This window comes from Streptomyces sp. NPDC046379 (genome assembly GCF_055587785.1).
In genome coordinates, this window is sequence record NZ_JBVJFP010000001.1 from 159,191 (window position 1) to 185,075 (window position 25,885).

Below are 25,885 nucleotides of genomic sequence, written 5' to 3' on the forward strand. Positions count from 1 at the left end.
GGCCGTCCCGAGCCGCCGCGAGCCGCATCGCGCGCTCGCGCCAGAGCCACTGTGGATACGACACCGGTCCCGCCGATCATCCCCCGTCGGCGGGGCCGGTGTTCTTCGCGGGGCGCACCCGTGTGGGCCCGTCGGGGCCCTGTCGGCGTTCATGGGGCTGTCGGCGCCCTGTCGGCGGTTTGTCGGTGGGGGCTGGCACAGTGCCCCTCATGACACGCATCGACAAGGAAACCAGCGGCACGGCGGTCACCGTGCGGGGGCTGGTCAAGCACTACGGCGAGACCAAGGCGCTGGACGGGGTCGACCTGGATGTGCGCGAGGGCACCGTGATGGGGGTGCTCGGGCCGAACGGCGCGGGGAAGACGACCCTGGTCCGGATTCTGTCCACCCTGCTCGCCCCCGACGCCGGCCACGCGGTCGTCGCCGGGTACGACGTCGTACGGCAGCCCCGGCAGCTGCGCCGGGTGATCGGGCTGACCGGGCAGTACGCCTCCGTCGACGAGAAGCTTCCGGGCTGGGAGAACCTGTACATGATCGGGCGGCTGCTCGACCTGTCCCGCAAGGAGGCGCGGGCGCGGGCGGACGAGCTGCTGGAGCGGTTCTCGCTGACCGAGGCGGCCAGGCGGCCCGCGTCCACCTACTCCGGCGGCATGCGGCGGCGGCTCGACCTGGCCGCGTCGATGACCGGCCGGCCCAAGGTGCTCTACCTGGACGAGCCCACCACCGGACTGGACCCGCGGACCCGCAACGAGGTCTGGGAGGAGGTCCAGCGGATGGTCGGCGACGGGGTGACCGTGCTGCTGACCACGCAGTACATGGAGGAGGCCGAGCAGCTGGCGTCCGAGCTGACCGTGGTCGACCGCGGCAAGGTCGTCGCGGGCGGCCGGATCGAGGAGCTGAAGGCCAAGGTGGGCGGGCGCACCCTGCGGGTGAAGCCGGCCGACCCGGCGCAGCTGAGGCCGCTGGCCCGGGCACTGGACGAGCTGGGCATCACCGGGATCGCCACGACGACCGTGGACACCGAGGGCGGGGCCGTGCTGGTGCCGATCCTCAGTGACGAGCAGCTCACCGCGGTGGTGGGCGCGGCGGCGGCGCAGGACGTCACGCTGGCCTCGGTCACCACCGAACTGCCCAGCCTGGACGAGGTGTTCCTGTCCCTCACCGGCCACCGGGCCAGCGGCCCGCAGCACGACCCCGGCGCCGGCGCCGGGTCCGACACCGCTTCCGACACCCGCGAGGAGGTCGCCGTATGAGCGCCGCCACCGTCCCCTCCCCCGGCGTCGAGGCCGACGCCCGTATCCCGCTGAGCGGTCATCTGCGCCACACCGGCGCGCTGATCCGCCGCAACCTGCTGTGGATCCGCCAGGACCCGCAGTCGATGTTCGACGCCGTGCTGTTCCCGGTCGTCTTCACGCTGCTGTTCGTGTACGTCTTCGGCGGCTCGATCGGGCAGGCGCTCGGCGGCGGGCAGGAGGCGTACGTGCAGTACGTCGTGCCGGGTCTGCTGGCGATGATGGGCATGACGATGGCCCAGGGCGTGGGCACCGGGTTCAACCAGGACTTCAACTCCGGCGTCATGGACCGGTTCCGGTCGCTGCCGATAGGCCGCGGCTCGGTGCTGTTCGCCAAGATAGTGGTGGAGCTGGCGCGGATGATGGTCGCCACCGCGATCCTGCTGATCGTGGGCGTGCTGGTCGGCTTCGAGGTCACGAACTGGCTCGGACTGCTGGCCGCGGTGGCGCTGTCGGCCGTGTTCGGCTCGGCGCTGATGTGGGTGTTCCTCACCCTCGGCGTGGTCATGAAGGACGCCCAGTCCGTGCAGGGGATGGCCTTCCTGGTGCTGATGCCGCTCCAGTTCGGCTCGTCCATCTTCGCCCCGACCGGCTCGATGCCGGGCTGGCTCCAGGGCTTCACCGAGTACAACCCGCTGTCCGCCCTGGCCGACGCGGCGCGCGGCCTGATGACGGACAGCGGGCCGGTGGCGGACGACGTCTGGCTCACCCTGGGCTGGTCGGCACTGCTGACGGCGGTGATGGCGCCGATCGCGATCCACAAGTTCCGCACGAAGACCTGACGCGGACCGGGGCGGCGGCGCAAGACGCGCCCCGCCCCGTCGGTCGCAGCCGGGCGCCGCACAGCCCGCCCGGCACGGCCCGACGCAGCCCGGCACGGCCCGGCCCAGCCCGGCCCAGCCCGACCCGGCCCAGCGCGGCCCGACCCGGCCCGGCCCAGCCCGACCCGGCACAGCGCGGCCCGGCACAAGCGCGGCCCGGCCCGGCCCGGCGCGACACAGCCCAGCGCGGCACGGCACGGCACGGCCCGGTCCGGTCCGGCACGGCCCGGTCCGGTCCGGCACGGCACGGCACGGCCCCCGGCGGTCGGTGCACGCCGACCGCCGTCCCGCAGCCGCCCCGCACCCACCGTCGTCCAGCGAAGCCCGCCCGCTTCGGCCCGGCGGCCTCGCGCGGGCCGAAGCCGCAGGCTTCCCACCGTCGGCACCAGCCCCATCGGCACGTCAGCCCCGTCGGCACCGTCAGCCCCACCGGCACCGTCGCCCCGTCGTCGGCCTCGGCGGGCCCTACCGTCAGCGACGGGCGACGGGCGGGCTCACCCCGGCAGCGGGGCGCCGGGGGCGCCGGCCACGACCGCACCGCGCCACCGATCGCCGGCGCCCGCCGCCGCCGCACCCACCGCACACTCACCGCCCCGCACTCACCGCCCCCCTCGCCGCCCCGCACCCGCCGCTCACACCAGAGCCGCCGCCTCCCGGAAGGTCAGCCCGGCCCCTTCCCGGTACGCCGCCTCGAAGGCGGGCGCGTCCAAAGACGCGCGGACCGTCGCCGTCACCTGCGCCCGGCACTCGCGCTCCACCCCGGCGGGACGGTGCCCCGGTGGCAGCAGGGCCTCGGACGCGCCCAGCAGACGGGCGGCGTCGCGTGGGGCGGTGCCGCCGGCGGCCAGGGCGTGGGCGGCGACGGACAGGAACGAGGAGCGCAGCGTCGGCGCCATGGCCAGCGACATCGGGTCCTCGGACCGCTCCAGGCCCAGCCGGACCTTGCCGAGGGCCTCGGCGTGCCGGCCGTCGACGGTGTCCAGCCAGGCCTCCTGGGCGAGGATGAAGGCGTCGAAGACGACGAAGTGCGCGATGGTGAACTCCTCGCGCAGCCGCCGCATCTGCTCGCGCGCCTCGGCGATGCGGCCGGTGACGCCGAGCCAGCCGGCGAGGAAGACCCGGGCGGCCGGCATCGCCTCATTGAGGTGCCCGTGCTCCTCCTGCCCGTCGATCACCCCGCGCAGGACGCGCTCCCCGCGCTCGGACTCGGCGGGGTCCCCGGACTCCAGCAGCGCCTTGCCGAGCCGGGCCGCGAGGACCGCGAGCTGGGCGCGCGCCCCGAGCCGCTCGGCGTACTCCATGGCCTCCTCGTAGTCGGCGGCCGCATGCAGGAAGTGCCCCTCCTGCTCACGGGCCTCGCCGCGCGCCATCAGGGCCTCGGCAACGCCCCAGGAGTCGCCGAGCCGCCGGTAGATCTCCAGCGACTCGTCGGCGTCGCGGGCCGCGTCGGCCGCCCAGTCGGGCCGGCCGGCGACGAGGTTGACCCGCATCTGGAGGCTGCCGGCCAGCTCCCACTCGTAGCCGGGGGTGCGCCGGCAGGTGTCGACGGCCGCGTCCAGCACCGCCCGGACGCGGTCCATGTCGCCGGTCAGCATCACGGCGTAGAACCACAGCATGCCGGGGCTGCGGCAGGTCTGCGGCAGTCCGGGCTCGTAGACCTCGGTGACGTTGCGGAGTTTGCGCTGGGCCTGCGGGGTCTGCCAGGCGTCCAGTTCGGTGTCCATGCAGGCCAGATGCATCAGGTGGACGCCGCGCCGGGCCTCGGCGAGGATCTCGCCGGTCATCGGCGGCGGGGCGTCGGTGCAGCGCTGCCACACCGGGGCGGCCCGGCGGACCGGGTCGGCGAACGGGTCGGGGCCGAGCGCCATCACCTCGCGGCACCAGGTGCGGCACTCGATGCGCAGGTCGCGCACCCGCCAGTACCAGTTCAGCGACAGCACCAGGCACAGCGCCTCCTGCTCGTCGCGGGCGGCGAGGGCGTGGCGCAGGGCGGTGCGCAGGTTCTCGTACTCGCGTTCCAGGCGTTCCACGGCGGCGAGCTGGCCGGGGCCGCGCAGCGCGGAGTCGGTGGTGCGGGCGAGTTCGCGGTAGTACGTCAGATGCCGGCGCTCGGTCTCCTCGCGCCCGCCGGCTTCGTCGAGCCGTTCGCCCGCGTACTCGGCGACGGTCTCCAGCAGCCGGTAGCGCATCGTGCCGTCGCCCGCCGGAGCGGCCACCACCAGCGACTTGTCGACCAGCGAGCCGAGCGCCTCCAGCGCGGCCGGGCCGCAGACGGCCTCGGCGGCGGCCAGGTCGCAGCCGCCGGCGAACACCGAGAGCCGGCTCAGCACGTCGCGTTCGCCGGCGTCGAGCAGGTCCCAGGACCAGTCGACCACGGCCCGGAGCGTCTGCTGGCGGGGCAGGACGGTGCGGCTGCCCGAGGTGAGCAGCCGGAAGCGGTCGTCCAGCCGGTCGGCGATCTGCCGCGGGGTGAGCATCCGCAGCCGGGCGGCGGCCAGTTCGATGGCCAGCGGCAGGCCGTCCAGGCGGCGGCAGATCTCCGCGCACGCCTCCGGGTCGTCGTCCACCCGGAAGCCCGGCCGGGCCGCGGCCCCGCGGTCGGCGAACAGCCTGAGCGCGTAGGGCTCCTCCAGCGGCTCCACCGGCCGCAGCACCTCCCCCGGCACGCCGAGCGGCTCCCGGCTGGTGGCCAGCACGGTCAACTCGGGGCAGCGGGCGAGGAGTTCCTCCACCAGCCGGGCTGCTGCGGCGACGACGTGCTCGCAGTTGTCGAGGACGATCAGCATCCGGCGGCGGGCGCAGTGCTCCACGAGCCGTTCCACGGGGTCGTCGTGCCGGTCGGCGACGGCGCGCAGTTCCTCGGCGCCGGCGCCGTGCAACACGGTTCCGCGGGCGCCGATGGCGGTGAGCACGGCCTCGGGGACGGTCGCCGGGTCGTCCACCGGGGCGAGTTCGGCCAGCCACACCCCGTCGCGGGCGGCGTCCGTCACGGTCTCGGCGGCCTCCTGCGACAGCCGGGTCTTGCCCGCGCCGCCGGGCCCGAGCAGGGTGACCAGCCGGGCGGCGGCGAGGTCGGCGCGGATGGCGTCGATGTCGGCGACACGGCCGACGAAGGAGGTGAGCCGGGCCCGCAGGTTCCCCGGCGGCCGGGCGGGCGGCGGCGGTGCGGCGGCGGACACCGACCGCGGGTCCGGACCCGGTGACGGCTCAAGACCCGCCGCCGGTGACGGCTCAAGACCCGGCTCCGGTTCCGGCTCAAGACCCGGCTCCGGCGGTCGCAGCAACTCGGCGTGCAGCGCGCGCAGTTCCGGCCCCGGGTCGGAGCCCAGCCGGTCGGCGAGCAGCCGCCGTACGGCGTCGTAGGCGGCCAGCGCCTCGGCGGTGCGGCCCGCCTCGCGCAGCGCCCTCAGCCGCAGCGCCTGGAGGGGCTCGTCCAGCGGATGCCCGTCGCACAGCGCGGTCAGCTCGGGCAGCGCCTGCTCGGCGTGGCCCAGCGCGAGCGCGGCCGCGAGCCGGGCACGCCGCGCCTCCAGCCGGCGGGCCTCGCAGCGGGCGGCCTCGACGGTGCGGTCGGGCAGGTCGGCGAGGGCGGGCCCGTGCCACAGGGCGAGGGCGTCGTCGAGCAGGACGGCGGCCTTGGCGGGGTCGCCGTCGGCCAGGGCTCGCGCGCCCTCGTCGGCGAGCCGCTCGAAGCGGTGCAGGTCGACGTCGTCGGGGCCGGCGTCGAGCCGGTAGCCGCCCGCCACGGAACGCACGGCGTCCGCGCCCAGCGCCCGGCGCAGCCGCCCCACCAGGGCCTGGAGCGCGCCCGGCGCGTCGGCGGGCGGCTCGTCGCCCCAGACCTCCTCGGTCAGCAGCCCGGCGGGCACGGCACGGCCCGGACGCAGCGCCAGCACGGTGAGCAGGGCGCGCAGCCGTGCCCCGCCGACCGGAACGGGGGAGCCGTCGGGACGGAACGCCTGGGCGGTGCCGAGGATGCGGTAACGCACGGGATTCATTGTCTCCGGGGGTCTGCGAGAGGGCTCTGCGCGGGGTCTGCGAGGGTCCTTCGCGGGGTCTGTGCGGGGGGCTCTACGCGGGTCTTTCGTGTTCGCGGGGGGCTCTGCGGGTCTTCGTGTTCGCGGGGGCTCTGCGGGTCTTCGTGTTCGCGGGGCCGCCCCACGGGTGTTCGGACATGCGTGCCCACCCTCTTAGGAACCGGCGTCCGCCGCGAGACGTTTTCCGCATGCGCCCGGTACGGTCGGGCCGTCCAGCCGCCGCCCACCACCACCCGGAGCGTTCCATGACCACTGCCGGCATCCTCCGCGGCGAACGGCGGGTCAGCCCCGTCTTCCTCGGCATCCTCGCCGTGACGGCCGTCACGGGCTGGGCCACCTGGACCGGGTTCGCCGCGCAGCCGGGCGTCGCGGTGTTCCTGTTCGTGACGGCGGCGTGGATCGTCTCCCTGTGCCTGCACGAGTACGCGCACGCGCGCACCGCGCTGCACGGCGGCGACATCACGGTCGGCGCGAAGGGCTACCTCACGCTCAACCCCCTGAAGTACACGCACGCCCTGCTGAGCATCGTGCTGCCGGTGCTGTTCGTGATCATGGGCGGGATCGGTCTGCCGGGCGGCGCGGTCTTCATCGAGCGGGGCCGGATCCGGGGCCGCTGGAAGCACAGCCTGATCTCGGCGGCCGGTCCGCTGACGAACGTCCTGTTCGCCGTCGTGTGCACGGCCCCGTTCTGGCTGGACGCGCTGGACGGGGTGCCGCGCGACTTCCGGTACGCGCTGGCGTTCCTGGCGCTGCTCCAGGTGACGGCGGCGATCCTGAACTTCCTCCCGGTGCCGGGCCTGGACGGCTACGGGGTGATCGAGCCCTGGCTGTCGTACGGCGTGCGCCGGCAGGTGGAGCCGTTCGCGCCGTTCGGCCTGCTGTTCGTGTTCGCGCTGCTGTGGGTGCCCGCCGTGAACGGCGCGTTCTTCGACATGGTCGACGCCGTGCTGCGGGGCCTCGGCATCACCGACGCCGACACCTACTGCGGCTACGAGCTGTACCGGTTCTGGCAGGGCGCGAACGAGTACTGCGAGACGAGCCCCTGACGTCAGTCGCGGGCGGCCGAGCCGGCCTTGCCGCGCTTGATGTAGTACCAGGTCATGTTGGACGAGAGCCCCGCGATCAGCACCCAGACGATCCCCAGCCAGCTGCCCTGGACGAAGGAGACCACGGCCGCGGCGGTGGCGAGCAGACACACGACGAGGGTGTAGAGGGCGAGGCGGGGCATGTCGGTCGGCTCCTGTCGGGGACACTGCTGGGCTGACGTCCACCAGTGTCCCCCATGCGGTCATACGTCCGTGACGCGGAGGCCCGCATGCGCCTTGTAGCGGCGGTTCACGGAGATCAGGTTGGCGACCAGGGACTCCACCTGGTGGGCGTTGCGCAGCCGCCCGGCGAAGATGCCGCGCATCCCGGGAATGCGGCCGGCGAGGGCCTGCACGATCTCCACGTCGGCGCGCTCCTCGCCGAGGACCATCACATCGGTGTCGATCTCGTCGATCTCCGGGTCCTGGAGCAGCACCGCCGACAGGTGGTGGAAGGCGGCGGTGACGCGCGAGCCGGGCAGCAGGGCGGCGGCCTGCTCGGCGGCGCTGCCCTCCTCGGGCTTGAGGGCGTAGGCGCCCTTCTTGTCGAAGCCGAGCGGGTTGACGCAGTCGACGACGAGCTTGCCGGTCAGCTCCTCGCGCAGCGACTCCAGCGTCTTGCCGTGCCCCTCCCACGGGACGGCGACGATCACGATGTCGCTGCGCCGGGCGGTCTCGGCGTTGTCGGCGCCCTCGACGCCGTGCCCGAGTTCGTCGGCGGCGGCCCGCGCACGGTCGGCGGCCCGCGAACCGAGGATCACCTTCTGGCCGGCCTTGGCGAGCCGGTAGGCCAGGCCCTTGCCCTGCGGTCCGGTCCCGCCGAGCACGCCGACGACCAGTCCGGAGACGTCGGGCAGGTCCCAGGGGTCCTTGGCGGGCGCCTTCGCGGGCTTGTGCGCGCCGTCGGTCGCGGTGCCTGTCGCGCTGTCGGTCGCGGTGCCGGTCGTGCTGCCGGTCGCGGTGCCGGGAGAACTGTCGCTAGAGGTCATGGGCCGACTTTACGTCCGGGTACGGGACCCTCGCCGACCGCGCCCCGTCGGGTGAGCCGGCTCACGGGGATCCGCCGGAAGACGATCCGCTCGTACGCGCCGGCGTCGCCGGTCTCGTACAGCAGTCCGACCGTGTCGGCGTCGACGCGGACCAGGTCGGAGTAGGCGGCGGGCCGGTCGTCGACGGTGTGGGCATCGTGCCAGGTGGCGCCGCCGTCGGTGGAGGCGCGGAGGGTCATCCGGGCGCGTCCGGTGGGGTGGGCGGGCCCGGAGAAGAGCAGCACGTCGGGGTCGCCGAGGTGCAGGAGGCTGCCCTGGCAGACGGGTCCGGCGAGGCCGGGCTGCGGGTGGAAGGGGGCGAGCAGGGTGCGGCCGCCGTCGGCGGAGTGGGCGTCGGCGCGGTTGCCGGGGCGGAGGGAGTCGGTGCGGGTGTTGAAGTAGACGCGGCCGTCGGGGAGTTCGGCGGCGGTGGTCTCGTTGCCGTTGACGTGGCCGCTGGTGTCCCGGTCGACGTGGCCGAGGTACCAGCTCTCGCCCCGGTCGTCGCTGAGCAGGCAGTGGGCGTTGTTGTACCGCGGCTCGTCGCCGAGGTCCCCGGCGGCGGGCGGCAGGGTGTGGTTGCCGGGGACGACGACCCGGCCGCCGGTCAGCTGGATGCCGTGCCCGGGGGTGGTGGCGTACCAGCGCCAGCCCGGCTCCTTGACCCGTTCGGTGATCTCGCGCGGCTCCGACCAGGTGTGCCCCTCGTCGTCGCTGTGCTGCACCCACACCCGGCGTCCGTCGGCCTCGCTCACCTCGCCCCGCACGATGAGGTGCTCGGCGGCGCTCGCGGCGGAGCGGACGTGGACGAGCAGGACGCGGCCGGTGTCCAGGACGACCGGGGCGGGGTTGCCGGCGAGGTCGAGGCCGTTCGCGGCGACGACGCTCAGCGGCCCCCAGGTGCGCCCGCCGTCGGTGGACCGCTTCATCACGATGTGGATGCGCCCCCAGTCCCGCGCGGACTCCAGCCGCCCCTCGCAGAAGGCGAGCAGCGCTCCGGACGCGGTCCGCACGACGGCGGGGATGCGGTAACTGGCGTGTCCCTCGCTGCCCGCGGCGAAGGGGACGGCGGGATCGGTCCCGGTGGCAGGGTGGGCCCCGGCGGCGGGATCGGTCCCCGCGGCAGGATCGGTCCCCGCGGCAGGGTGGGTCCCCGCGGCGGGATCGGTCCCCGCGGCGGGGTGGGTCCCCGCGGCGGGGTGGGTCCGCGCGGCGGGATCGGTCCCCGCAGCAGGGTGGGTCCCCGCGGCCGGGTGGGTCCCCGCGGCGGGATCGGTCCCCGCGGCGGGGTGGGTCCCGGCGGCGGGGTCGGCCTCGGCGGCGGTGCTCATGGCGGCTCCTTACCCGGTCGGGGGAATCCGACGGCGAACTCCTGTCACGAGTGTCCCGTTCACGGCAGGATGCGGCCGTATGGACGCGGTACGGGTCGCCCTGTTGCGCGAGGTCCTCGCCGGGACGGAGTGGCTGGGGGCCACGCGCAGGTTCGCCGGGGCGCTGCGCGGGTCGGTGGTGTCGCACGGCGGCGGGCTCCTGCTGGTCGGCACCCCCGAGTACGAGCCCTGGCATCTGGCGGCCCACCTCACGGACGAGGCCGCCTGGTCGGGGACGCCCGAGCTGTCCCCGACCCTGGTCCGCCACAGTGCGCGTCCCTCGGACCCGGCGCACCTCGCGGTGGGCCTCGGCCGCATCGAGGCGGCCCGGCGCGGCGAGACCCTGCTCGTGGTGTCGCCGGACGACCCGGACGCGGGCCTGCTGGAGCGGGTCCACGACGCCCGCCGGGCCGGCGCCACGATCCTCGCCCTCGGCTCGGCCGGCCGTGACCTCGCCTCGCTGTCCCACGAGGCGCTGGCCGTGCGGGAGGGCGCCGAGCTGGACCTGGACACGGTCCAGCACCTGGTGAGCGCGGCGGCCGGCGAGAACCCCCTGCCGTCCCCGAGACGCCGCCCCACCCTGCGCGACCGCCTGGCCCGCCTGGCCGACCACCTGACGGCCCCGCCACCGGGGCGGTGGTGAGCGGCGGCGGGTGGGTGACTGCGCCGAGCACCACCGGGCGGTGGGCGGGCGACGCCGGTCCGCGCCGCCGGTCCGGCCCGTGGGCCGCCACGGCAGCCCTCGCCCGGAAAACTGGTTGCCCACTGCAGCCGGTGCGCCCCAGCATGAGCCCTCGTGAAGGACGACGACCCCGCCACGCCCTCCGGGCTGCGCGCCCTGCTGCCCGATCTCGCGCCCTGGCGGGTCTCCCGCGACTTCCGCCGGCTGTGGGTGTCGGGGCTGATCACCAACTTCGGCAGCTTTCTGACGTTCGTCGCGCTGCCGGTGCAGATCAAGGAGGAGACGGGGTCCGCCGCGGCGGTGGGCGCGATCGGGGCCGTGGAGCTGGTGCCGCTGGTGGTGTTCGGGCTGTACGGCGGTGCGCTCGCCGACGCCCTGGACAAGCGCCGGCTGATCCTGTGGACGGAGGCCGGCCTCGGCGTGCTGTGCGCGGCGCTGCTGGCCAACGCGCTGCTGCCGGACCCCGCGGTGTGGCCGCTGTACGTGATCGCCGCGCTCAGTTCGGCGCTGGTGTCGATCCAGCGCCCCGCCCTGGACTCGCTGATCCCCCGGATCGTGCCGCACGAGCATCTGCCGGCGGCCACCGCCCTGAACGCCCTGCGCTGGCAGGTCGGCGGCATCGCGGGGCCGGCGCTGGCCGGCGTGGTCGTCGTGTACGCGGGGCTGGGCTGGGCGTACGCGGTGGACCTGGCGACGTTCGCCGTGTCGGTGCTGCTGGTCGCGCGGCTCGGCACCTCCCCCGCCTCTCAGGAGGCGGCCAAGCCGTCGCTGCGGTCGATCGTGGAGGGTGCGGCGTACGCCTGGCGGCGCAAGGAGCTGCTCGGCACGTACGCCATCGACCTGGCCGCGATGTTCCTGGCGATGCCGCTGGCGGTGCTGCCGTTCCTCGCGGACGAGCTGGACGCCGAGTGGTCGCTGGGCCTGATGTACGCGGCGATTCCGGCGGGCTCGCTGGTGGTGGGCCTGACCAGCGGCTGGACGTCGCGGGTGCACCGGCACGGGCGGATGGTCGCCGGGGCGGCGCTGCTGTGGGGGCTCGCGATGGCGGCGGCCGGCGTCGCCGGGAACGTGTGGCTGGTGCTGCTGTTCCTCGCGCTGGGCGGCTGCTGCGACATGGTGAGCGGCATCTTCCGCGGGGCGATGTGGAACCAGACGATCCCGGACGAGCTGCGCGGCCGGCTCGCCGGGATCGAACTGCTGTCGTACTCGGTGGGCCCGCAGCTCGGCCAGGTCCGCGCGGGCGGTGTCGCGGCGCTGGCCGGGGTGCGGGCGTCGGTGTGGTCGGGCGGTCTGCTGTGCGCGGCCGGGGTGGGGCTGCTGGCGCTGTGCCTGCCGAAGCTGATGACGTACGACGTGCGCACGAACGAGCACGCCGTCCGGCTGCGCGATCAGCGCGCGGCGGCTGCGGCCGGCGCGGCGACGGCCGGCGCCCCGCCCGCGAACGGCTGATCAGCCGTCGCCCGCATGGCCGGCGCGAGCCGTCGTCTGCGTCATCGTCTCAGTCGTCGTCGGACGCGGCGGGGGCGTCGTGCCAGCGGGGGTCGTTCTCCCACTGGAGGTTGCGCTCGCGGGCGGTGGCCATGGCCCGCTCGGCCTCCGCCCGGCTCGTGTACGGCCCGAAACGGTCCTTGCCCGGACAGTCCGGCCCCTCCTCGACCTTCTGGTGCTCCAGGCAGTAGAACCACTCGCCCGGCTTTCCGACCGTGCGCTTCTTGAACAGGGCCATGACCGGCTCCTTTCGCCAGGGACATGGTCTCGTATGCCCGCTGGTTAGACTCGCTGACATGTCTGGCCAGTCGCTGCTCGTACCAGGGGAGCTGTCTCCCACCCGTTCCGTGCCCGGAAACATCCGGCGCCCCGAGTACGTCGGCAAGCCCGCGCCGACGCCGTACACGGGCCCGGAGGTGCAGACCCCGGAGACGATCGAGGCGATGCGGATCGCCGGCCGGATCGCCGCGCGGGCGATGGCGGAGGCCGCGAAGCTGATCGCGCCGGGCGTGACCACGGACGAACTGGACAGGGTGGCGCACGAGTTCATGTGCGACCACGGCGCCTATCCCTCCACGCTCGGCTACCGCGGTTTCCCCAAGTCGCTGTGCACCTCGGTCAACGAGGTCATCTGCCACGGCATCCCGGACTCCACCGTGCTGCGGGACGGTGACATCGTCAACCTCGACGTGACCGCGTACATCGGCGGAGTGCACGGCGACAACAACGCCACCTACCTGGTCGGTGAGGTGGACGAGGAGAGCCGGCTGCTGGTGGAGCGCACCCGGGAGTCGCTCAACCGCGCGATCAAGGCTGTGAAACCGGGCCGGCAGGTCAACGTCATCGGCCGCGTGATCGAGTCGTACGCCAAGCGGTTCGGCTACGGCGTGGTGCGGGACTTCACGGGGCACGGGATCAACTCGTCGTTCCACTCGGGCCTGATCATCCCGCACTACGACAGCCCGCACGCGACGACGGTGATGCAGCCGGGGATGACGTTCACGATCGAGCCGATGCTGACGCTGGGCACCCACGAGTACGACATGTGGGACGACGGCTGGACGGTCGTGACGAAGGACCGCAGGCGGACCGCGCAGTTCGAGCACACCCTGGTGGTGACGGAGACGGGCGCGGAGATCCTGACGCTGCCGTAACGCTCCTGCCGCCGACCCGTCCGGCCCGCTCCCGCCCCGGGAGCGGGCCGTCGTCCTTGCCCGCCGTCCGCGCACGGCCCCGGGTACGGTTTTACCGACAGGACGTCGGAAAGCCGTTGACTTAGGTGAACCTAACCACAGAGACTGGGCGGCATGGACTCCTTCTCGACCGTGATCCGGACCGCGTCCCACGAGCAGCACGTGGAGGCGGAGACCTCGACCTTCATGAGCGACCTGCTCGGCGGCCGGCTGGGCGTGAACGCCTACGCGCGCTACACCGAGCAGCTGTGGTTCGTGTACGCGGCACTGGAGGGCGGCGCCGGGCGCCTGGCGTCCGACCCGGTGGCGGGGCCCTTCATCCGGCCGGAGCTGTTCCGGCTGCGCGCGCTGGAGCGGGACCTGGAGCATCTGCGGGGCCCCGGCTGGCGCTCGACGCTCACCGCACTGCCGGCGACCCGGGCGTACGCGGAGCGGGTCGAGGAGTGCGTCCGTGCATGGCCGGGCGGCTATGTGGCCCACCACTACACGCGCTACCTCGGCGACCTCTCGGGCGGCCAGATCATCCGCGACCGCGCGGAGCGGACGTGGGGCTTCGCGAAGAAGGGCGACGGCGTCCGGTTCTACGTCTTCGAGGAGATCGCCAACCCCGCCGCCTTCAAGCGCACTTACCGGGAACTGCTGGACGCGCTGCCCGCGGACGAGCTGGAGAGGCAGCGGATCGCGTCCGAGTGCAAGCGGGCTTTCGCCCTGAACACGGCGGTGTTCGGGGCGCTGGGCGAGGAGTTCCCGCTGTCGGCGTGACATCGGCAGGCGCCGGGTGCGGGCGGTTCTCGGGCTGCTCGCTCAGGAAGAGTCCCTCGTCAGCGGGGCCGCCCGTACGGCCCTCGGTTCCTCCGCGTGCACCCGCCCCCGTCCGCGACAGCAAGGACCCGCCGGCCCCGTGACCCCCTCCGGCCGGGACGCCTCGGGCGCCTGCGTCGCGCGGGTCGGGCGTCAGCGTTCCAGCCGTACCCTGCCGCCGATCTCGGTCCAGCCGTAGGGCTGGGGTGCGGTGAGGATCTGGGAGCCCGCGCCCTGGGTGATGTTGAGCGCCCGGCCGAGCCGCTCGGTGAGCTGGAGGGCGGCGGAGCCGGTCGCCTCGTCCTCGTCGACGCCGTCGCCCCGGCCGGGGAAGCCGCGGGCGCGGATCCGGCCGGCCGCCTCGTCCTCCCAGGCCCAGGCGTAGATCCAGTCCCCCGGCGGCGGCACCGGCAGGTCGTCGACCTCGGCGGCGGTGGCGTACTGGCGCAGGACGCGCGGCGCGGCCCACTCGGCGCGCGCCTCGATCCAGCTGAACTCCCCGTCCTGCCGCGCTCCCAGCACCCCGGCGCGGGTGACCAGTTCGGGCACGTCGAGCAGCCAGGCCACGCCGACGCAGGGGTGTCCGGCGAACGCCAGCCGGACGCCGGGCGTGTAGATGTCGACGACGCCGCGCTCGGGGTCGTCGACGAACACGGTCTCGGAGAACCCGAGTTTCGCCGCGAGAGCCTGCCGCTCGTCCGGCCCCGGCACGTGCGAGCCCTCGCGGACGACGCCGAGTTCGTTGCCGTAGCCCCCGTTGGCCGCGCAGAAGACGCGCAGCACGTCGTAATCGGTCACCGGGGAATTGAAGCATCGCGCGACCGCCGGTCGAAGCCCGGCAAGGTCACGGTGTGGCCGCTGTACCCGGTCCCGGCGTTCGGGTGTCGGCGCGCCCCGGTAGGGTTCGGCTCCGGGAAGGGGAAGGTGAAGGACACCCGATGAGCAGGGATCGCGGCCCGCACAGGCTTCACAGGCACCACCGGAACACGCTCACCGCTGCCGCGCTGGCCCTCCTGGCGCTGCCGGCGAGCGGATGCGTCGTCGTCCACGGCGAGCGCGAGGTGCTGCCCGCGACGTCCGAGGCCGAAGCCGCCGAGGCGCTGCGGAAGTTCACCACCGCCTACAACAAGGCCGACAAGGCGTACGACAGTTCCTTCGACGCCGCCTACGTCACCGGCCCCCTCGGCGACATGGACGAGGCACGGCTGAACGCCGGGCACGTCAACCACCCGGCCGGCAACCCCGCGCACACGCCGCTGAAATTCGCGGACGTCGAGTACACGATCCCTGAGAAGGCGGGCTGGCCCCGCTGGTTCCTCGCCGACGCCCGGGCCAACCGGGGTGACGACGACCGCTGGCTGATGGTGTTCACCCGCGACGGCCTGGACGAGCGCTGGGAGGTGTCGTACCTGACGGTCGTGGACCCCGGCAAGGTGCCCGAGTTCAAGCTCGGCGAGGACGGATTCGCCGAGGCCCTCCCCGCCGACTCCCCCGAACTCGCCGTTCCCCCGAAGGACTTGAGCCGCGACTACGCGACGTACTTGGAGGACGGCGGCAACGGCTTCGCGCCCGGCCCGCACACCACCGACTGGCGTGCGGAGCGCGAGAAGAAGGAGACCCGGCCCGGGCTCGCCACCCAGTACATGGACGAGCCGCTGACCGGCGGCGACTACGATCCGGTCGCCCTGCGCACGGCGGACGGCGGGGCGCTGGTCTTCTTCACCACCCGCCACTTCGTGAAGCAGACGGCCGCGGCCGGCGCCTCGGTCCCGACGCCGAACAAGAACGTGCTCGCGCTGACGACCGGCGAGATCAAGCAGTCCCTGACGATGGAGTTCGTCTCCAACCAGGTCGCCCTGACCCCGGAGCGGGGCGCAGGCGACGCCGGGGTGAACGTGCTCGGGCGGATCCAGGGGCTGACGTCCGCGAAGGGCGGGTAACGGCCGCCCGTACCGCGGGAGTTCAGCGGCGCAGCGGCCAGGCGGCGCCCTGTTGGTCGGCGTCCGTGCCGGCGTGCCGGGCGCAGGCGTCGGTGAGGACTTCCAGCAGGGTCAGCGGGTCGGGCAGGGCGTGCTCGGGCCCGCGTACCCAGTGGACGCAGCGGTCGTCGTCGCCGGGGAGCCGGGCGGGCGGCACGAGGACGTAGGAGCCCCGGCAGTGCCAGCGCAGTCCGGGGTGCTCGTCCATCGTCTCGGGGTGGCAGTCCAGCTCGCAGGGCCACCACTCGTCCTCGTCCTCGGGGGTGCCGCGGGTGAGGGTGAAGAACAGCATCCGGCCGTCGTCGCTGGCGGCGACCGGGCCGACGTCGACGCCCGCCGCGAGCAGCCGCTCCAGCGCCTCCCGGCCGGCCTCCAGCGGCACGTCGAGCACGTCGTGCACCATGCCGGTCGCGGTGATGAAGTTGGCCTGCGGCTGGTGGCGGGCCCAGCGCTCGATCTGGGCGCGGTCGGTGGTGGACTGCGTCTGCCAGGCGAACGACACCGGGTGCCGGGCGGGCGTGGGACAGCCGACGCGGTCGCAGGAACAGCGGTAGCCGGGGGCCGGGTGCGCGGCGGGCGCCAACGGCAGTCCCGCTCCGGCGGCGGCCAGCAGCAGGGCCTCGCGTCCGCCGTCGTCGGCGGCGTCCTCCTTGGGCCGACGTCCGCGCAGCCACTGGGAGATCTTGCCCTGCCGGCCGGACCGGCCGCCGAACTGCGCGCTCATCTATCCCCTCGCCTCGCTGTGGAACGGGTGCCCGCCGCGAGCGGCCGGCACGTCCCATGGTCGCACCATCCTGCGCTCCGGGGGGCCACAGTCCCCAACCGGGAAGGGTGGGAGGAGACGGAATCCACACGGGGATCACGCGCTGTCGGGTACTTTGGCAGGATTTGACGTCCCCGCCGACGCCCCGCCGATGCCCCTCCGACGCCTTGTGGGCGGTGCCGCCGGGGTCCGGTCCGGCCGGTCTCTACCGGGGCGCGAGTCCGTTCAGGGCGTAGTCGACCAGGGTGTCGGTGTACTCGTGGGAGATCGGCGCCGTCCGCTGGAGCCAGCGCTGGGCGAGCGGGGAGACGAACAACTCCAGGGCGATGCGCGGATCGACCTCGGGGCGGACCTGGCCGGCCTCCTGGGCGGCGCGCAGCCGGCGCACGTACAGCTGGAGCTGGGGTTCGAGAAGCCGGGCGACGAAGACCCGGCCGATCTCCTCGTTGACGACGCCCTCGGCGGCCAGCGCGCGGGAGGGGGCCTCGAAGCGGGGGTCGAGGAGTTCGTCCACCGTGGCGCGCAGGACGTACTTGAGGTCGGCGGCGAGGTCGCCGGTGTCGGGGATGGCGTACTCGGCGCCGGGGTCGGAGCCGTCGGCCCGTGCGGCCTGCTCGGCGGCCTGTTCGCCGAGGTCGAGGAAGGCCTCCAGCAAGACGTCGGCCTTGGACGTCCACCAGCGGTAGATCGTCTGCTTGCCGACGCCGGCGCGCGCGGCGATGCCCTCGATCGTGGTCCTGGAGTAGCCGATCTCGCCGACGAGGGCCAGGGCGGCGTCGTAGATCGCGCGCCGGGAGCGTTCGCTGCGGCGGGTGGAGTCGGGGGCGGACTTCTGTGCCATGGGGCGAATCTATCAGGTTGACAAGACGGTGCGTCTCGCTTGATGGTGGTGGGGTCGCGATTGCGAGACGATACGTCTCGTTCAGGAGTGGCGTGACGTGAAGTGAAGCGAGAACAGGCAACGAGCAGAGGAGTCGGCCATGGCCCGGGGCGGAAACGGAAACATGCTGGGCGTCGGCGGCACACGGCGCCATCTCGGCCGTGACGCCCTGCGGGGCGGCGGCCGGGGCGCGCGCACCGGCGGCGCGGGCGCCGACGCGCAGGCGCAGAAGCGGGAGCTGCTGCGCAGGCTGCAGGAGAAGCGCGCCGGGGGCGCGGAGGGTACCGGCTCCGCGTCGTGATCAGCGGGCGGCGTCGGTCTCCGGGGGCCAGGCGTCGCCCCAGTCGGCGTCGCGGGCGGCCTTGTAGAGGTCGCCGTGGCGCTTGGTGACCGTCGTGCGGCCGAGCTGCTCGCCGGTCTCGCACAGGTCGAGCAGGACCTGGCCCTTGCGGATCTGCGGGCGGCGGACGACGCGGGAGGGCGCGGGGGCGACGGGGAGGCGGGTGGCGGCGACGTACGCGAACTTCTCGTCCTCGTACGGCAGCGAACCGCCCTTGACCTGACGGTGCAGGGAGGAACGGCTGACCCGCGCCGAGAAGTGGCACCAGTCCGCGCCGGGGGCGATGGGGCAGGCGGCGCTGTGCGGGCAGGGCGCGGCGACGCGGAAACCGGCGCCGATCAGGCGGTCGCGGGCCTCGATGACGCGGGCGTAGCCGTCGGGGGTGCCGGGTTCCACCACGACGACGGCCTGCGCGGCGCCGGCGGCGGCGTCGACCAGGGCGGCGCGGTCGGCGGCGGGCAGTTCGTTGAGGACGTACGACACCGTGACGAGATCAGTGCTCTCCAGGGTGAGCGCCGCTCCGATGCGTGAGCGCTGCCAGCGGGCGTCCCGCAGCGCCGGGTTGGCGGCGGCGAGCTCCCGTCCCAGCGCGAGCGCGGGCTCGGCCCAGTCCAGCACGGTCACCGGCCGCATCCCGTCCCAGACGGCGGTGGCCGCCCAGATCGCCGCCCCGGTCCCGCCGCCGACGTCCACCTGACCGCCGGGCGTCCAGCCGGGCACGGCCGCCGCGAACGCCTCCAGCGCCGAGCGCACCGCCTCGAACGTCGCCGGCATCCGGTAGGCGGCGTACGCGGCGACGTCCGCGCGGTCCCGCAGGATCGGCGCGTCGGTCGGGGTCGCCCCCCGGTAGCTGGCGATCAGCCGCTCCACGGCCTGCGCGGCCTGCTTGGGCGGCAGTCCGTCGAGCAGCGCCGCGAGGGCGGTGCGCAGGGACTCGGCCGGGGACGCCGGGGCGGAGGACAGGGGGGCGTGGACGTTCACCGTCCGATTCTCTCAGGTTCCCCCAGGCCCCCGGGCCGGTCCCGGAACCCGGTCGCCGAGCCGGTCCCGGAACCCCGGTCGCCGAGCCGGTCCCGGAACCCCGGTCGCCGAGCCGGTCCGGGAACCGGACGCCCAGCCGGCCGCGGAGCGGATCGCCGAGGTCGGTCCGGGAACCGGTCGCCGAGCCGACCACGGAGCCGATCGCCGAGGTCGGTCCGGAACCGCTCGCCCAGCCGGACGCGGAACCAGTCCCCGCGCCGGCCACGGAGCCCGCCCTCCGACCGGTCGGCCCTCTAACCGGCCCCCGCCGCCGCCCCGGTCCCCCGTATCGCCCGGGCCACCCGTGTGGCCGCCGCCGCGCGCGGGCGGCTGTCCGGGGCCCGTCGGCACGGGTGCACGGTGTTGGCCAGCAGCACGAGGAACGTGTCCGTCGCCCGGTCCAGCACCAGCGAGGTCCCGGTGAACCCGGTGTGCCCGGCCGCCCCCCGCCCCGCCATCTCGCCCATGAACCACGGCTGGTCCAGCGCGAACCCCAGGCCCGGCGGCGTCAGCAGCAGCTCCACGAAGTCCGGCCCGAGGATGCGCGCCGGCCCGTACGAGCCGCCCGCGAGCAGCGCCCGGCAGAACACCGCCAGGTCCCGCCCGGTCGAGAACAGGCCCGCGTGCCCGGCGACCCCGCCCAGCGCCCAGGCGTTCTCGTCGTGGACGACGCCCCGCACCATGCCCCGGTCGGTCTTCGCCCAGGGCCGGCGCTGGTCCTCGGTCGCCGCCGCGTCCGGGCAGGGGCCGAAGCGGGTCGAGGTCATGCCGAGCGGGCGGGTGATGCCGTCCCGGATCAGGACGTCGAGCGGGCGGCCGGTGATGCGCTCCAGAACGTGCTGGAGGAGCAGCATGTTCAGGTCCGAGTAGCGGTACGTGCCCGGTTCACCGGCCGGCGCCTCGTCGCGCAGCAGCCGCAGCCGCTCGGCCGCGCTGACGCAGTCGTACAGCGGCAGTTCGGGGCGCAGGCCGGAGGTGTGGGTGAGCAACTGCCGTACGGTGATCCCGTGTTCGGCGGCGGCTCGGAAGTCGGGCAGATACGCGCCCGCCCTGGCGTCGATGCCGAGCGTGCCGCGCTCGATCTGCTGCACGGCCGCGACCGCGGTGAACAGCTTGGTGAGCGAGGCCAGGTCGAAGGGGGTGGCGACGGTCGCCGGCACCCGCTGCTCCGGCGGCAGTTCGACGCCGGTGCCCGTCTCGGGGTCGTAGGCCGCGTACCGCACCGCGTACCCTGCGGCCTCCGCCACCGCGAGCACCGGGCCGCGCCCGGCGACGACGACGGCGCCGGCCGCCCAGGGCCGCCGCCCGGCCGTCAGATCCCGTACCTCCAGGACGAGGCGCTGGAGCTCGCCGGGGTCGAGTCCGGCGCGTTCCGGTGTGCCGACCCGCAGTTTCGGCGCGCTCAGCTCTCCTCCCTCACGGTCTCGGCGGCGGACCCGGCACACAGGATGCCCTCGCCCGAGCGCGCCCGCCAGGGGCGGCACAGCCCCACGAAGCAGCCCACCGCCACCAGTATGGAGACGACCTGGACGACCGCCATGGGCACGGCGGTGTGCTCGCCGGCGATCCCGACGAGCGGGGAGGCGACCGCGCCGATCAGGAAGCCCGTGGTGCCGAGCAGCGCGGAGGCCGAACCGGCGGAGTGCTTGACCCGCAGCAGGGCGAGAGTCTGGGAGTTGGGCAGGGCGAAGCCCATCGCGGTCATCATGACGAACAGCGCGGTCGCGACCGGGACCAGCCCCGTGTCGCCGAAGACGCCCAGCGTCATCAGCAGCAGGGCGGTCACCGAGGCCACGATCACGGCGAGCGCGCCGCCCAGCACCCGCTCCAGCGACACCCGGCCGACCAGCACCTTGCCGCTGATCTGACCGGCGGCCACCAGCCCGATGGAGTTCAGGCCGAACAGCAGGCTGAAGGTCTGCGGGGAGGCGCCGTAGATCTCCTGGACGACGAACGGCGAGGCCGAGACGTAGGCGAACAGCGTGGCGAAGGTGAAGCCGCCGGTGAGCATGTAGCCGGTGAAGGGCAGGTCGGCCAGGAGGCGGCGCATGGAGTGCAGGGCCTCGCCCACGCCGCCCGTGTGGCGTTCCGCGGGCGGCAGCGTCTCGGGCAGCCGCGCCCACACCACCACGGTCAGCAGCACCCCGAGGACGGTGAGGACCACGAAGACGCCCCGCCAGTCCGTGACGCGCAGGATCTGGCCGCCGACCACCGGCGCGACGATCGGGGCGACGCCGGAGATCAGCATGAGGGAGGAGAAGAGGCGGGCCATCGCCACGCCCTCGTACAGGTCGCGGACGATCGCGCGGGCGATGACCAGGCCGGCCGCGCCCGACAGGCCCTGCGCGAGCCGGCAGACGACCAGCGCCTCGACGGTCGGGGCCACCACGCACAGGGCGGTGGTGACGATGTAGACCAGCATGCCCGCGAGCAGCGGCCGGCGGCGGCCCCAGCGATCGCTCATCGGGCCGACCAGGAGCTGGCCGAGGGCCATGCCGGCCAGGCACGCGGTGAGCGTGAGCTGCACGGTCGCGGCGGGTGCGCGCAGGGACTCGGTGACGTCCGGCAGCGCCGGCAGATACATGTCCATGGCCAGCGGCAGGGTGGCGGTGAGCCCGCCGAGGACCAGGGTGAGCAGTGGGCCGGTGCTGCGGCGCGGTGCGCCGACCGGCGGCCGCGCCTTCGGTGCGGTCGCCTGAGACAGGTCCGGTATCGGCGCCCCTTCGGGCATGTGCCCCTCCCTCTTCGTACTGTGCGCTCCCTATGCTCTCAGCTCGGAGCCGGTGCCGGTGCCGGTGATCGGCGGTGCCGGACGCGCGCCGGGAGCGGCGTGCGGGATGTCGAACGACGAGGGTGGGCGGGTCATGACGCAGGACGCGGTGCGGTGGGGAATTCTCGCGACGGGCGGGATGGCCGCGAGGTTCACGGCGGATCTGGTGGATCTGCCGGACGCGGAGGTCGTGGCGGTCGCCTCGCGGACGGAGGACTCGGCGCGGGCGTTCGCGGAGCGGTTCGGGGTGGCGCGGGCGTACGGCGACTGGGAGGCGTTGGCCCGGGACGAGGACGTGGACGTGGTGTACGTCGCCACTCCGCACGTCGCGCACCGGACGGCGGCCGGTCTGTGCCTGGCGGCGGGGCGGAACGTGCTGCTGGAGAAGCCGTTCACGCTCAACCTGGGCGAGGCGCGGGAGCTGGTGGCGCTGGCTCGGGAGCGGGGCCGGTTCCTGATGGAGGCCATGTGGATGTACTGCAACCCGCTGATCCGGCGGGTGAAGGAGCTGGTGGACGACGGGGCGATCGGCGAGGTGCGCACGGTGCAGGCGGACTTCGGGATCGCGGGGCCGTTCCCGCCGTCGCACCGTCTGCGGGACCCGCTGCAGGGCGGGGGCGCGCTGCTGGACCTCGGGGTGTATCCGGTGTCGTTCGCGCAGCTGTTGCTCGGTGAGCCGTCGGACGTCGTGGCGAGAGCGGTGCTCTCGGACGAGGGCGTCGATCTCCAGACCGGAGCAGTGCTCTCCTGGGAGAGTGGCGCTCTCGCCACGGTGCACTGCTCCATCAACGGCGATCTGCCCGTGGTCGCCTCGGTCACGGGCTCGCGCGGCCGGATCGACATCCCGAACGGCTTCTTCCACCCCGACCGCTTCGTACTGCACCGCCCCGGCCGGGAGCCCGAGCGGTTCGTCCACGACCCGGCCGCCGACCCGCACACCAGCTTCAAGTACGAGGCGCGTGAGGTGATGCGCGCGCTGCGGGCCGGCGAGACCGAGTCCCCGCTGGTCCCGCTGGACGGCTCGCTCGCCGTGATGCGTACGCTCGACGCGATCCGGGACCGCATCGGCGTCCGCTACCCGGGCGAGCACGGAGGCGGGACGGCCCCCGCCGGGGACTCCCCCGCCGAGGACTCCCCCGGAGGCGGCGCCCCCGCCGAGGACTCCCCCGGCGGGGACGCCGCGCCGCGGCTCACACCTGCCTGAGCCCCGGCGCCCCCGCCTCCGTCACGAAGGACGCGGCCGTCGTGACCGGCGCCCCGGGCCGGGTCACGTACGGCACCGTCCGGAAGTCGGCCCGCGCCCGCTCACGCCCCAGCCCGACCGTCACATAGCCGCGCCGCCCGTCGTAGAAGCGCAGGTGCGGGTTGGCGGTCAGGTACGTCTGCCAGTTCGCGGGCCGCTCCGTGCCGTCCCGGCCGCTGGAGACGGAGGTCGCCACGATCTCCGTGCCCACGGTCCGGGAGGCCGGGTCGTCGAAGTCCTCCTTGACGTCGAAGGCGTATCCGACGTGCACGTCGCCGGTGAGGATCATCAGGTTCTCCACGCCGGCCGCCCGCGCGCCGTCCAGCACCCGGCGGCGCGAGGCGCGGTAGCCGTCCCAGGCGTCCATCGACACGCGCGAGGGGCTGGTCAGGTCGAACTTGCGCTGGGAGAAGACGACCTGCTGCGGTACGACGTTCCACAGCGCCCGCGACGCCTGCCAGCCGTCGAGCAGCCACCGCTCCTGCGTCTCGCCGGTCATGGTGCGCGCCGGGTCGTCGACCTCGGGTCCGGGGACGCGGGCGCCGTCGCCCTGGGCCTGGTTGGTGCGGTACTGCCGGGTGTCGAGGATGTCGAACTGGGCGAGGTCGCCCCAGACCAGCCGGCGGTACAGCCGCATGTCCGGGCCCTCGGGGCGCTGCGGGCGGCGCAGCGGCTGGTTCTCCCAGTAGGCGCGGTAGGCGGAGGCCCGGCGCAGCAGGAACTCCTCCGGCGGGACGTCGTTCTCGGGGATGTCGCCCGCGTAGTTGTTCTCGGTCTCGTGGTCGTCCCAGGTGACGACGAAGGGGTGCGCGGCGTGCGCGGCGCGCAGGTCGGGGTCGGTCTTGTAGAGGGCGTACCGCAGGCGGTAGTCCTCCAGGGTCACCGTCTCCCGGTTGAACAGGGCGGGCAGGGTCCGGTCGGTGTGATTGCGGTTCCCGCCGACGGAGTTCACCGCGTACTCGTACAGGTAGTCCCCGAGGTGGAAGACGACGTCGACGTCCTCGGCGGCGAGATGGCCGTACGCGGTGAAGTAGCCGTCGTGGTACGCCTGGCAGGAGACGGCGGCCAGGGTGAGCGCGGAGACCTGCTCGCGGGCCGCGGGCGCGGTGCGGGTGCGGCCGGTCTCGCTGATCCAACGGCCCACGCGGAAGCGGTAGTAGAAGACGCGGCCGGGTTCGAGGTGGTCGACCTCGACGTGCACGGTGTGGTGGAACTCGGGGTGGGCATGGGCGGCGCCGCGTCTGACGGGGCGGCGGAAGTGCTCGTCGCGGGCCAGTTCCCAGTGGACGGTGACGCGTTCGGCCGGGAGGCCGCCGTCGGGCTGGTAGGGAGCGGGGGCGAGGCGGGTCCACAGCAGGACCGAGCCGGGCAGGGGGTCGCCGGAGGCGACGCCGAGGGTGAAGGGATTCTCGGTGATGCGGGCGGCGTCGAGTTCGGCGGCGCCGGCGACTCCGGCGGTGGGCAGGTTGACGGCGAACGCGAGCGCGGCGGCGGCGCCGGTGGCGGTCAGGAAGCGGCGGCGTCCGATGTGCCGCGCGGCGGCGCGCAGTTCGGGCGCGTGAGCGTGCTCTGGGTGACGGGCAGCGGGTGTCATCCGGTCCTCCCCTGAAGAACCTGTCGATTGCGTTCAGGGGGGATTGGAGTGGCCGGGAGCGACACGCGCTTGGCGGGTGCACGACACCCACATGGCGGGTGCGTGAGTTCCGGATGGCGCGGCCTCGGGCGAGGGTGGCGCCCGCACAGGGGGCCCGGGCGGCGATTCACACAAGCGGAATTCGTCCATCCGTACCATCGCCGCCGATGGAGCCCTTATGCTCGACACCCCTCCACAGGAACTTCACACTTGGGGCACGGTTTTCCACGAACCACCGTGAGGGGGGAGGGCGGCGGCCGTTCCGGGCACCGGATGGGGGTGGGCCTCGCGCGGGACGCGGGGAACGCACCGGGCCGACACGGAACGGCCGCCGCACGCCACGCGTTGACGACGGGCGCTGGACGGCGCCCGGCGCCGTCACGCCTGGCCGGTCTCCAACCGCGCTATCCGCCCGTCCTCCGCGACGACGGAGCTCCACCGGGTCCGCATCTCGCCCCAGGCGTCGTTGCGGTGGCGGGCGATGAGGCGGCGGCCGCCGTCGGACTCGTTGTCGACCTTCAGATGACCGCGGGAGAAGAAGACCTCACGGTCGACCCAGTCGGCGAGGTCGTGTTCGGCGCCGTCGTCGGCCATGGTCGCGCCCGGCGCGAGGAGGGTCATGAAGCCCGGTCATGGCTGTCGACAGCGGTGACGAAAGCGCGCACGGCCGGGTCGCGTTGCTTGGCTGTCCGGATGGTCATGGCGGCCGGCCGAACACCGCGGTCCGCACCCCGCCACCCGAACGGCCTGCCGAAGGGGCCGGGCGGGTACCCGGGTGCGACGGTGGAGAGGCTGCGGACCATTTCGTTCCATTCCATTCGATTCGGATTCCGGATCCATTGAGGGAGCCATCGTGACGACGTACTACGACCGACGCGACCTGGGTCTGTTGCTGCTGCGGCTGGGGACGGGCGGGGTGCTGGCCGCGCACGGCGCGCAGAAGCTGTTCGGCTGGTTCGGCGGGGGCGGCATCGAGGGGACGGGCCAGTGGATGGAGTCCATCGGCTACCGGCCCGGCAAGGCGAGCGCGACGGCGGCCGGGCTCGCGGAGTGCGGCGGCGGCCTGCTGCTGGCGATGGGCCTGGCCACCCCGGCGGCGGGCGCGGCGGCGGCCGGCGCGATGGGCGGCGCGGCGGCCGTGCACACGCCCGCCGGCTTCTTCAACCAGGAGGGCGGCTACGAGTACGCCGCGACCCTGGGCCTGGCGGCGGCCGGCCTCGCGATCAGCGGCCCCGGCAGGCTCTCCCTCGACCACGCCCTCGGCCACGCCCTGGACCGCGGCTGGATGGTCCCGGCGGCCCTCGGCATGGCGGCGGCGGCCACGGTGACGGTGGTGGGCCTGCGCAACAAGCAGCTGCAGCAGCAGTCGGCGTCGCCGAACGGCCGGCCGACGGCCGACGAGGGGTCGTTGGACGACTAGGGTGCCCGTATGACGGGCGACGAGCGGGTGACGGCGGCGG

General features: G+C 74.3%; 23 protein-coding genes and 1 pseudogene. 11 read left to right on the plus strand and 13 right to left on the minus strand.

Going from position 1 to position 25,885, the window contains the following annotated elements; translation table 11 throughout:
- Nucleotides 1–209 precede the first annotated feature (209 nt).
- Complete coding sequence (locus ACZ6KF_RS00710) at nt 210–1,253, plus strand: ATP-binding cassette domain-containing protein (protein WP_469236612.1); 1,044 nt, start codon at nt 210–212, stop codon at nt 1,251–1,253.
- Entirely contained in the window at nt 1,250–2,074 is an 825-nt protein-coding gene (locus ACZ6KF_RS00715; protein ID WP_469236614.1) for an ABC transporter permease, read from the plus strand. The genes ACZ6KF_RS00710 and ACZ6KF_RS00715 overlap by 4 nt, the downstream gene beginning before the upstream one ends.
- Before the next feature lie 671 nt (nt 2,075–2,745).
- Here the strand turns inward: ACZ6KF_RS00715 and ACZ6KF_RS00720 are convergent.
- Complete coding sequence (locus ACZ6KF_RS00720; protein WP_356632083.1) at nt 2,746–6,111, minus strand: AfsR/SARP family transcriptional regulator; 3,366 nt, start codon at nt 6,109–6,111, stop codon at nt 2,746–2,748.
- Between the two features lie 284 nt (nt 6,112–6,395).
- Between ACZ6KF_RS00720 and ACZ6KF_RS00725 the strand changes: the two genes are divergently transcribed.
- A complete protein-coding gene (locus ACZ6KF_RS00725; protein WP_356632085.1) occupies nt 6,396–7,196 on the plus strand; it encodes a site-2 protease family protein in 801 nt (266 codons plus the stop codon).
- Nucleotides 7,197–7,198: 2 nt separating this feature from the next.
- Here ACZ6KF_RS00725 and ACZ6KF_RS00730 read toward each other — a convergent pair whose 3' ends face one another.
- The 3 genes from ACZ6KF_RS00730 to ACZ6KF_RS00740 are packed head-to-tail and all read right to left on the minus strand — an operon-like array spanning nt 7,199 to nt 9,594.
- On the minus strand, nt 7,199–7,378 hold the full coding sequence (locus ACZ6KF_RS00730) for a hypothetical protein (RefSeq protein ID WP_469174327.1): 180 nt from the start codon (nt 7,376–7,378) through the stop codon (nt 7,199–7,201).
- Between the two features lie 60 nt (nt 7,379–7,438).
- Nucleotides 7,439–8,224 carry an NADPH-dependent F420 reductase gene (npdG, locus tag ACZ6KF_RS00735; protein WP_469236617.1) on the minus strand — a complete coding sequence of 262 codons (786 nt, stop codon included), beginning with the start codon at nt 8,222–8,224 and terminating at the stop codon, nt 7,439–7,441.
- Nucleotides 8,221–9,594, minus strand: a complete 1,374-nt coding sequence (locus ACZ6KF_RS00740) for a sialidase family protein (protein WP_469236620.1) — start codon at nt 9,592–9,594, stop codon at nt 8,221–8,223. Before ACZ6KF_RS00740 ends, npdG begins: the two co-directional genes overlap by 4 nt.
- Before the next feature lie 79 nt (nt 9,595–9,673).
- Here ACZ6KF_RS00740 and ACZ6KF_RS00745 point away from each other — a divergent pair, with 79 nt between their 5' ends.
- Nucleotides 9,674–10,276, plus strand: a complete 603-nt coding sequence (locus ACZ6KF_RS00745; RefSeq protein WP_356632093.1) for a hypothetical protein — start codon at nt 9,674–9,676, stop codon at nt 10,274–10,276.
- Nucleotides 10,277–10,429: 153 nt separating this feature from the next.
- On the plus strand, nt 10,430–11,764 hold the full coding sequence (locus tag ACZ6KF_RS00750; protein WP_469236623.1) for an MFS transporter: 1,335 nt from the start codon (nt 10,430–10,432) through the stop codon (nt 11,762–11,764).
- Nucleotides 11,765–11,813: 49 nt separating this feature from the next.
- Here the strand turns inward: ACZ6KF_RS00750 and ACZ6KF_RS00755 are convergent, their stop codons facing one another.
- Nucleotides 11,814–12,041 (minus strand): hypothetical protein, encoded by a 228-nt coding sequence (locus tag ACZ6KF_RS00755; RefSeq protein WP_356632097.1) that lies wholly within the window; start codon nt 12,039–12,041, stop codon nt 11,814–11,816.
- 58 nt (nt 12,042–12,099) lie between these two features.
- On the opposite strand from ACZ6KF_RS00755, the gene map reads away from it, so the two are divergent.
- Both map and ACZ6KF_RS00765 read left to right on the plus strand, forming a co-directional pair.
- Nucleotides 12,100–12,957 carry a type I methionyl aminopeptidase gene (gene map, locus ACZ6KF_RS00760; protein ID WP_356632099.1) on the plus strand — a complete coding sequence of 286 codons (858 nt, stop codon included), beginning with the start codon at nt 12,100–12,102 and terminating at the stop codon, nt 12,955–12,957.
- 153 nt (nt 12,958–13,110) lie between these two features.
- The gene (locus ACZ6KF_RS00765; protein ID WP_469174335.1) at nt 13,111–13,758 is read left to right on the plus strand and encodes a biliverdin-producing heme oxygenase; all 648 of its coding nucleotides are present in this window, start codon (nt 13,111–13,113) and stop codon (nt 13,756–13,758) included.
- 192 nt (nt 13,759–13,950) lie between these two features.
- Here the strand turns inward: ACZ6KF_RS00765 and ACZ6KF_RS00770 are convergent, their stop codons facing one another.
- Entirely contained in the window at nt 13,951–14,595 is a 645-nt protein-coding gene (locus ACZ6KF_RS00770; protein WP_356632103.1) for a PhzF family phenazine biosynthesis protein, read from the minus strand.
- A gap of 140 nt (nt 14,596–14,735) precedes the next feature.
- On the opposite strand from ACZ6KF_RS00770, the gene ACZ6KF_RS00775 reads away from it, so the two are divergent.
- On the plus strand, nt 14,736–15,737 hold the full coding sequence (locus ACZ6KF_RS00775; RefSeq protein ID WP_469236626.1) for an SCO2278 family lipoprotein: 1,002 nt from the start codon (nt 14,736–14,738) through the stop codon (nt 15,735–15,737).
- A 22-nt stretch (nt 15,738–15,759) separates the two neighbouring features.
- On the opposite strand, the gene ACZ6KF_RS00780 is transcribed toward ACZ6KF_RS00775, so the two are convergent.
- A complete protein-coding gene (locus ACZ6KF_RS00780; RefSeq protein WP_356632107.1) occupies nt 15,760–16,500 on the minus strand; it encodes a bifunctional DNA primase/polymerase in 741 nt (246 codons plus the stop codon).
- A gap of 244 nt (nt 16,501–16,744) precedes the next feature.
- Entirely contained in the window at nt 16,745–17,380 is a 636-nt protein-coding gene (locus tag ACZ6KF_RS00785; RefSeq protein WP_469174341.1) for a TetR/AcrR family transcriptional regulator, read from the minus strand.
- Nucleotides 17,381–17,519: 139 nt separating this feature from the next.
- Here ACZ6KF_RS00785 and ACZ6KF_RS00790 point away from each other — a divergent pair, with 139 nt between their 5' ends.
- Nucleotides 17,520–17,720: a DUF6243 family protein gene (locus ACZ6KF_RS00790; RefSeq protein WP_356632111.1), complete on the plus strand. Its 201-nt coding sequence runs from the start codon at nt 17,520–17,522 to the stop codon at nt 17,718–17,720.
- On the opposite strand, the gene ACZ6KF_RS00795 is transcribed toward ACZ6KF_RS00790, so the two are convergent.
- From ACZ6KF_RS00795 to ACZ6KF_RS00805, 3 genes are all read right to left on the minus strand, one after another.
- Nucleotides 17,721–18,740: a small ribosomal subunit Rsm22 family protein gene (locus tag ACZ6KF_RS00795; protein ID WP_356632113.1), complete on the minus strand. Its 1,020-nt coding sequence runs from the start codon at nt 18,738–18,740 to the stop codon at nt 17,721–17,723. It lies immediately after the preceding gene.
- Between the two features lie 293 nt (nt 18,741–19,033).
- A complete protein-coding gene (locus tag ACZ6KF_RS00800; protein WP_469236629.1) occupies nt 19,034–20,224 on the minus strand; it encodes a serine hydrolase domain-containing protein in 1,191 nt (396 codons plus the stop codon).
- Nucleotides 20,182–21,510, minus strand: a complete 1,329-nt coding sequence (locus ACZ6KF_RS00805) for a multidrug effflux MFS transporter (protein ID WP_356632117.1) — start codon at nt 21,508–21,510, stop codon at nt 20,182–20,184. Before ACZ6KF_RS00805 ends, ACZ6KF_RS00800 begins: the two co-directional genes overlap by 43 nt.
- Before the next feature lie 133 nt (nt 21,511–21,643).
- Between ACZ6KF_RS00805 and ACZ6KF_RS00810 the strand changes: the two genes are divergently transcribed.
- Nucleotides 21,644–22,753 (plus strand): Gfo/Idh/MocA family protein, encoded by a 1,110-nt coding sequence (locus ACZ6KF_RS00810; RefSeq protein WP_469236631.1) that lies wholly within the window; start codon nt 21,644–21,646, stop codon nt 22,751–22,753.
- Here ACZ6KF_RS00810 and ACZ6KF_RS00815 read toward each other — a convergent pair.
- Nucleotides 22,740–24,386, minus strand: a complete 1,647-nt coding sequence (locus tag ACZ6KF_RS00815) for an alkaline phosphatase D family protein (protein WP_356632119.1) — start codon at nt 24,384–24,386, stop codon at nt 22,740–22,742. The genes ACZ6KF_RS00810 and ACZ6KF_RS00815 overlap by 14 nt on opposite strands.
- 417 nt (nt 24,387–24,803) lie before the next feature.
- Nucleotides 24,804–25,126: pseudogene (locus ACZ6KF_RS00820) on the minus strand (nuclear transport factor 2 family protein).
- Between the two features lie 149 nt (nt 25,127–25,275).
- On the opposite strand from ACZ6KF_RS00820, the gene ACZ6KF_RS00825 reads away from it, so the two are divergent.
- A complete protein-coding gene (locus ACZ6KF_RS00825; RefSeq protein ID WP_469158173.1) occupies nt 25,276–25,845 on the plus strand; it encodes a DoxX family membrane protein in 570 nt (189 codons plus the stop codon).
- The last annotated feature ends 40 nt before the right edge of the window (nt 25,846–25,885 follow it).

Coding starts and splice junctions, on each gene's coding strand:
- ACZ6KF_RS00710 (WP_469236612.1), top strand. CDS start 210: ATGACACGCATCGACAAGGAAACCAGCGGCACGGCGGTCACCGTGCGG.
- ACZ6KF_RS00805 (WP_356632117.1), bottom strand. CDS start 21,510: ATGCCCGAAGGGGCGCCGATACCGGACCTGTCTCAGGCGACCGCACCG.
- ACZ6KF_RS00785 (WP_469174341.1), bottom strand. CDS start 17,380: ATGGCACAGAAGTCCGCCCCCGACTCCACCCGCCGCAGCGAACGCTCC.
- npdG (WP_469236617.1), bottom strand. CDS start 8,224: ATGACCTCTAGCGACAGTTCTCCCGGCACCGCGACCGGCAGCACGACC.
- ACZ6KF_RS00810 (WP_469236631.1), top strand. CDS start 21,644: ATGACGCAGGACGCGGTGCGGTGGGGAATTCTCGCGACGGGCGGGATG.
- ACZ6KF_RS00775 (WP_469236626.1), top strand. CDS start 14,736: ATGAGCAGGGATCGCGGCCCGCACAGGCTTCACAGGCACCACCGGAAC.
- ACZ6KF_RS00790 (WP_356632111.1), top strand. CDS start 17,520: ATGGCCCGGGGCGGAAACGGAAACATGCTGGGCGTCGGCGGCACACGG.
- ACZ6KF_RS00755 (WP_356632097.1), bottom strand. CDS start 12,041: ATGGCCCTGTTCAAGAAGCGCACGGTCGGAAAGCCGGGCGAGTGGTTC.
- ACZ6KF_RS00720 (WP_356632083.1), bottom strand. CDS start 6,111: ATGAATCCCGTGCGTTACCGCATCCTCGGCACCGCCCAGGCGTTCCGT.
- ACZ6KF_RS00780 (WP_356632107.1), bottom strand. CDS start 16,500: ATGAGCGCGCAGTTCGGCGGCCGGTCCGGCCGGCAGGGCAAGATCTCC.
- ACZ6KF_RS00815 (WP_356632119.1), bottom strand. CDS start 24,386: ATGACACCCGCTGCCCGTCACCCAGAGCACGCTCACGCGCCCGAACTG.
- ACZ6KF_RS00745 (WP_356632093.1), top strand. CDS start 9,674: ATGGACGCGGTACGGGTCGCCCTGTTGCGCGAGGTCCTCGCCGGGACG.
- ACZ6KF_RS00730 (WP_469174327.1), bottom strand. CDS start 7,378: ATGCCCCGCCTCGCCCTCTACACCCTCGTCGTGTGTCTGCTCGCCACC.
- ACZ6KF_RS00725 (WP_356632085.1), top strand. CDS start 6,396: ATGACCACTGCCGGCATCCTCCGCGGCGAACGGCGGGTCAGCCCCGTC.
- map (WP_356632099.1), top strand. CDS start 12,100: ATGTCTGGCCAGTCGCTGCTCGTACCAGGGGAGCTGTCTCCCACCCGT.
- ACZ6KF_RS00715 (WP_469236614.1), top strand. CDS start 1,250: ATGAGCGCCGCCACCGTCCCCTCCCCCGGCGTCGAGGCCGACGCCCGT.
- ACZ6KF_RS00765 (WP_469174335.1), top strand. CDS start 13,111: ATGGACTCCTTCTCGACCGTGATCCGGACCGCGTCCCACGAGCAGCAC.
- ACZ6KF_RS00740 (WP_469236620.1), bottom strand. CDS start 9,594: ATGAGCACCGCCGCCGAGGCCGACCCCGCCGCCGGGACCCACCCCGCC.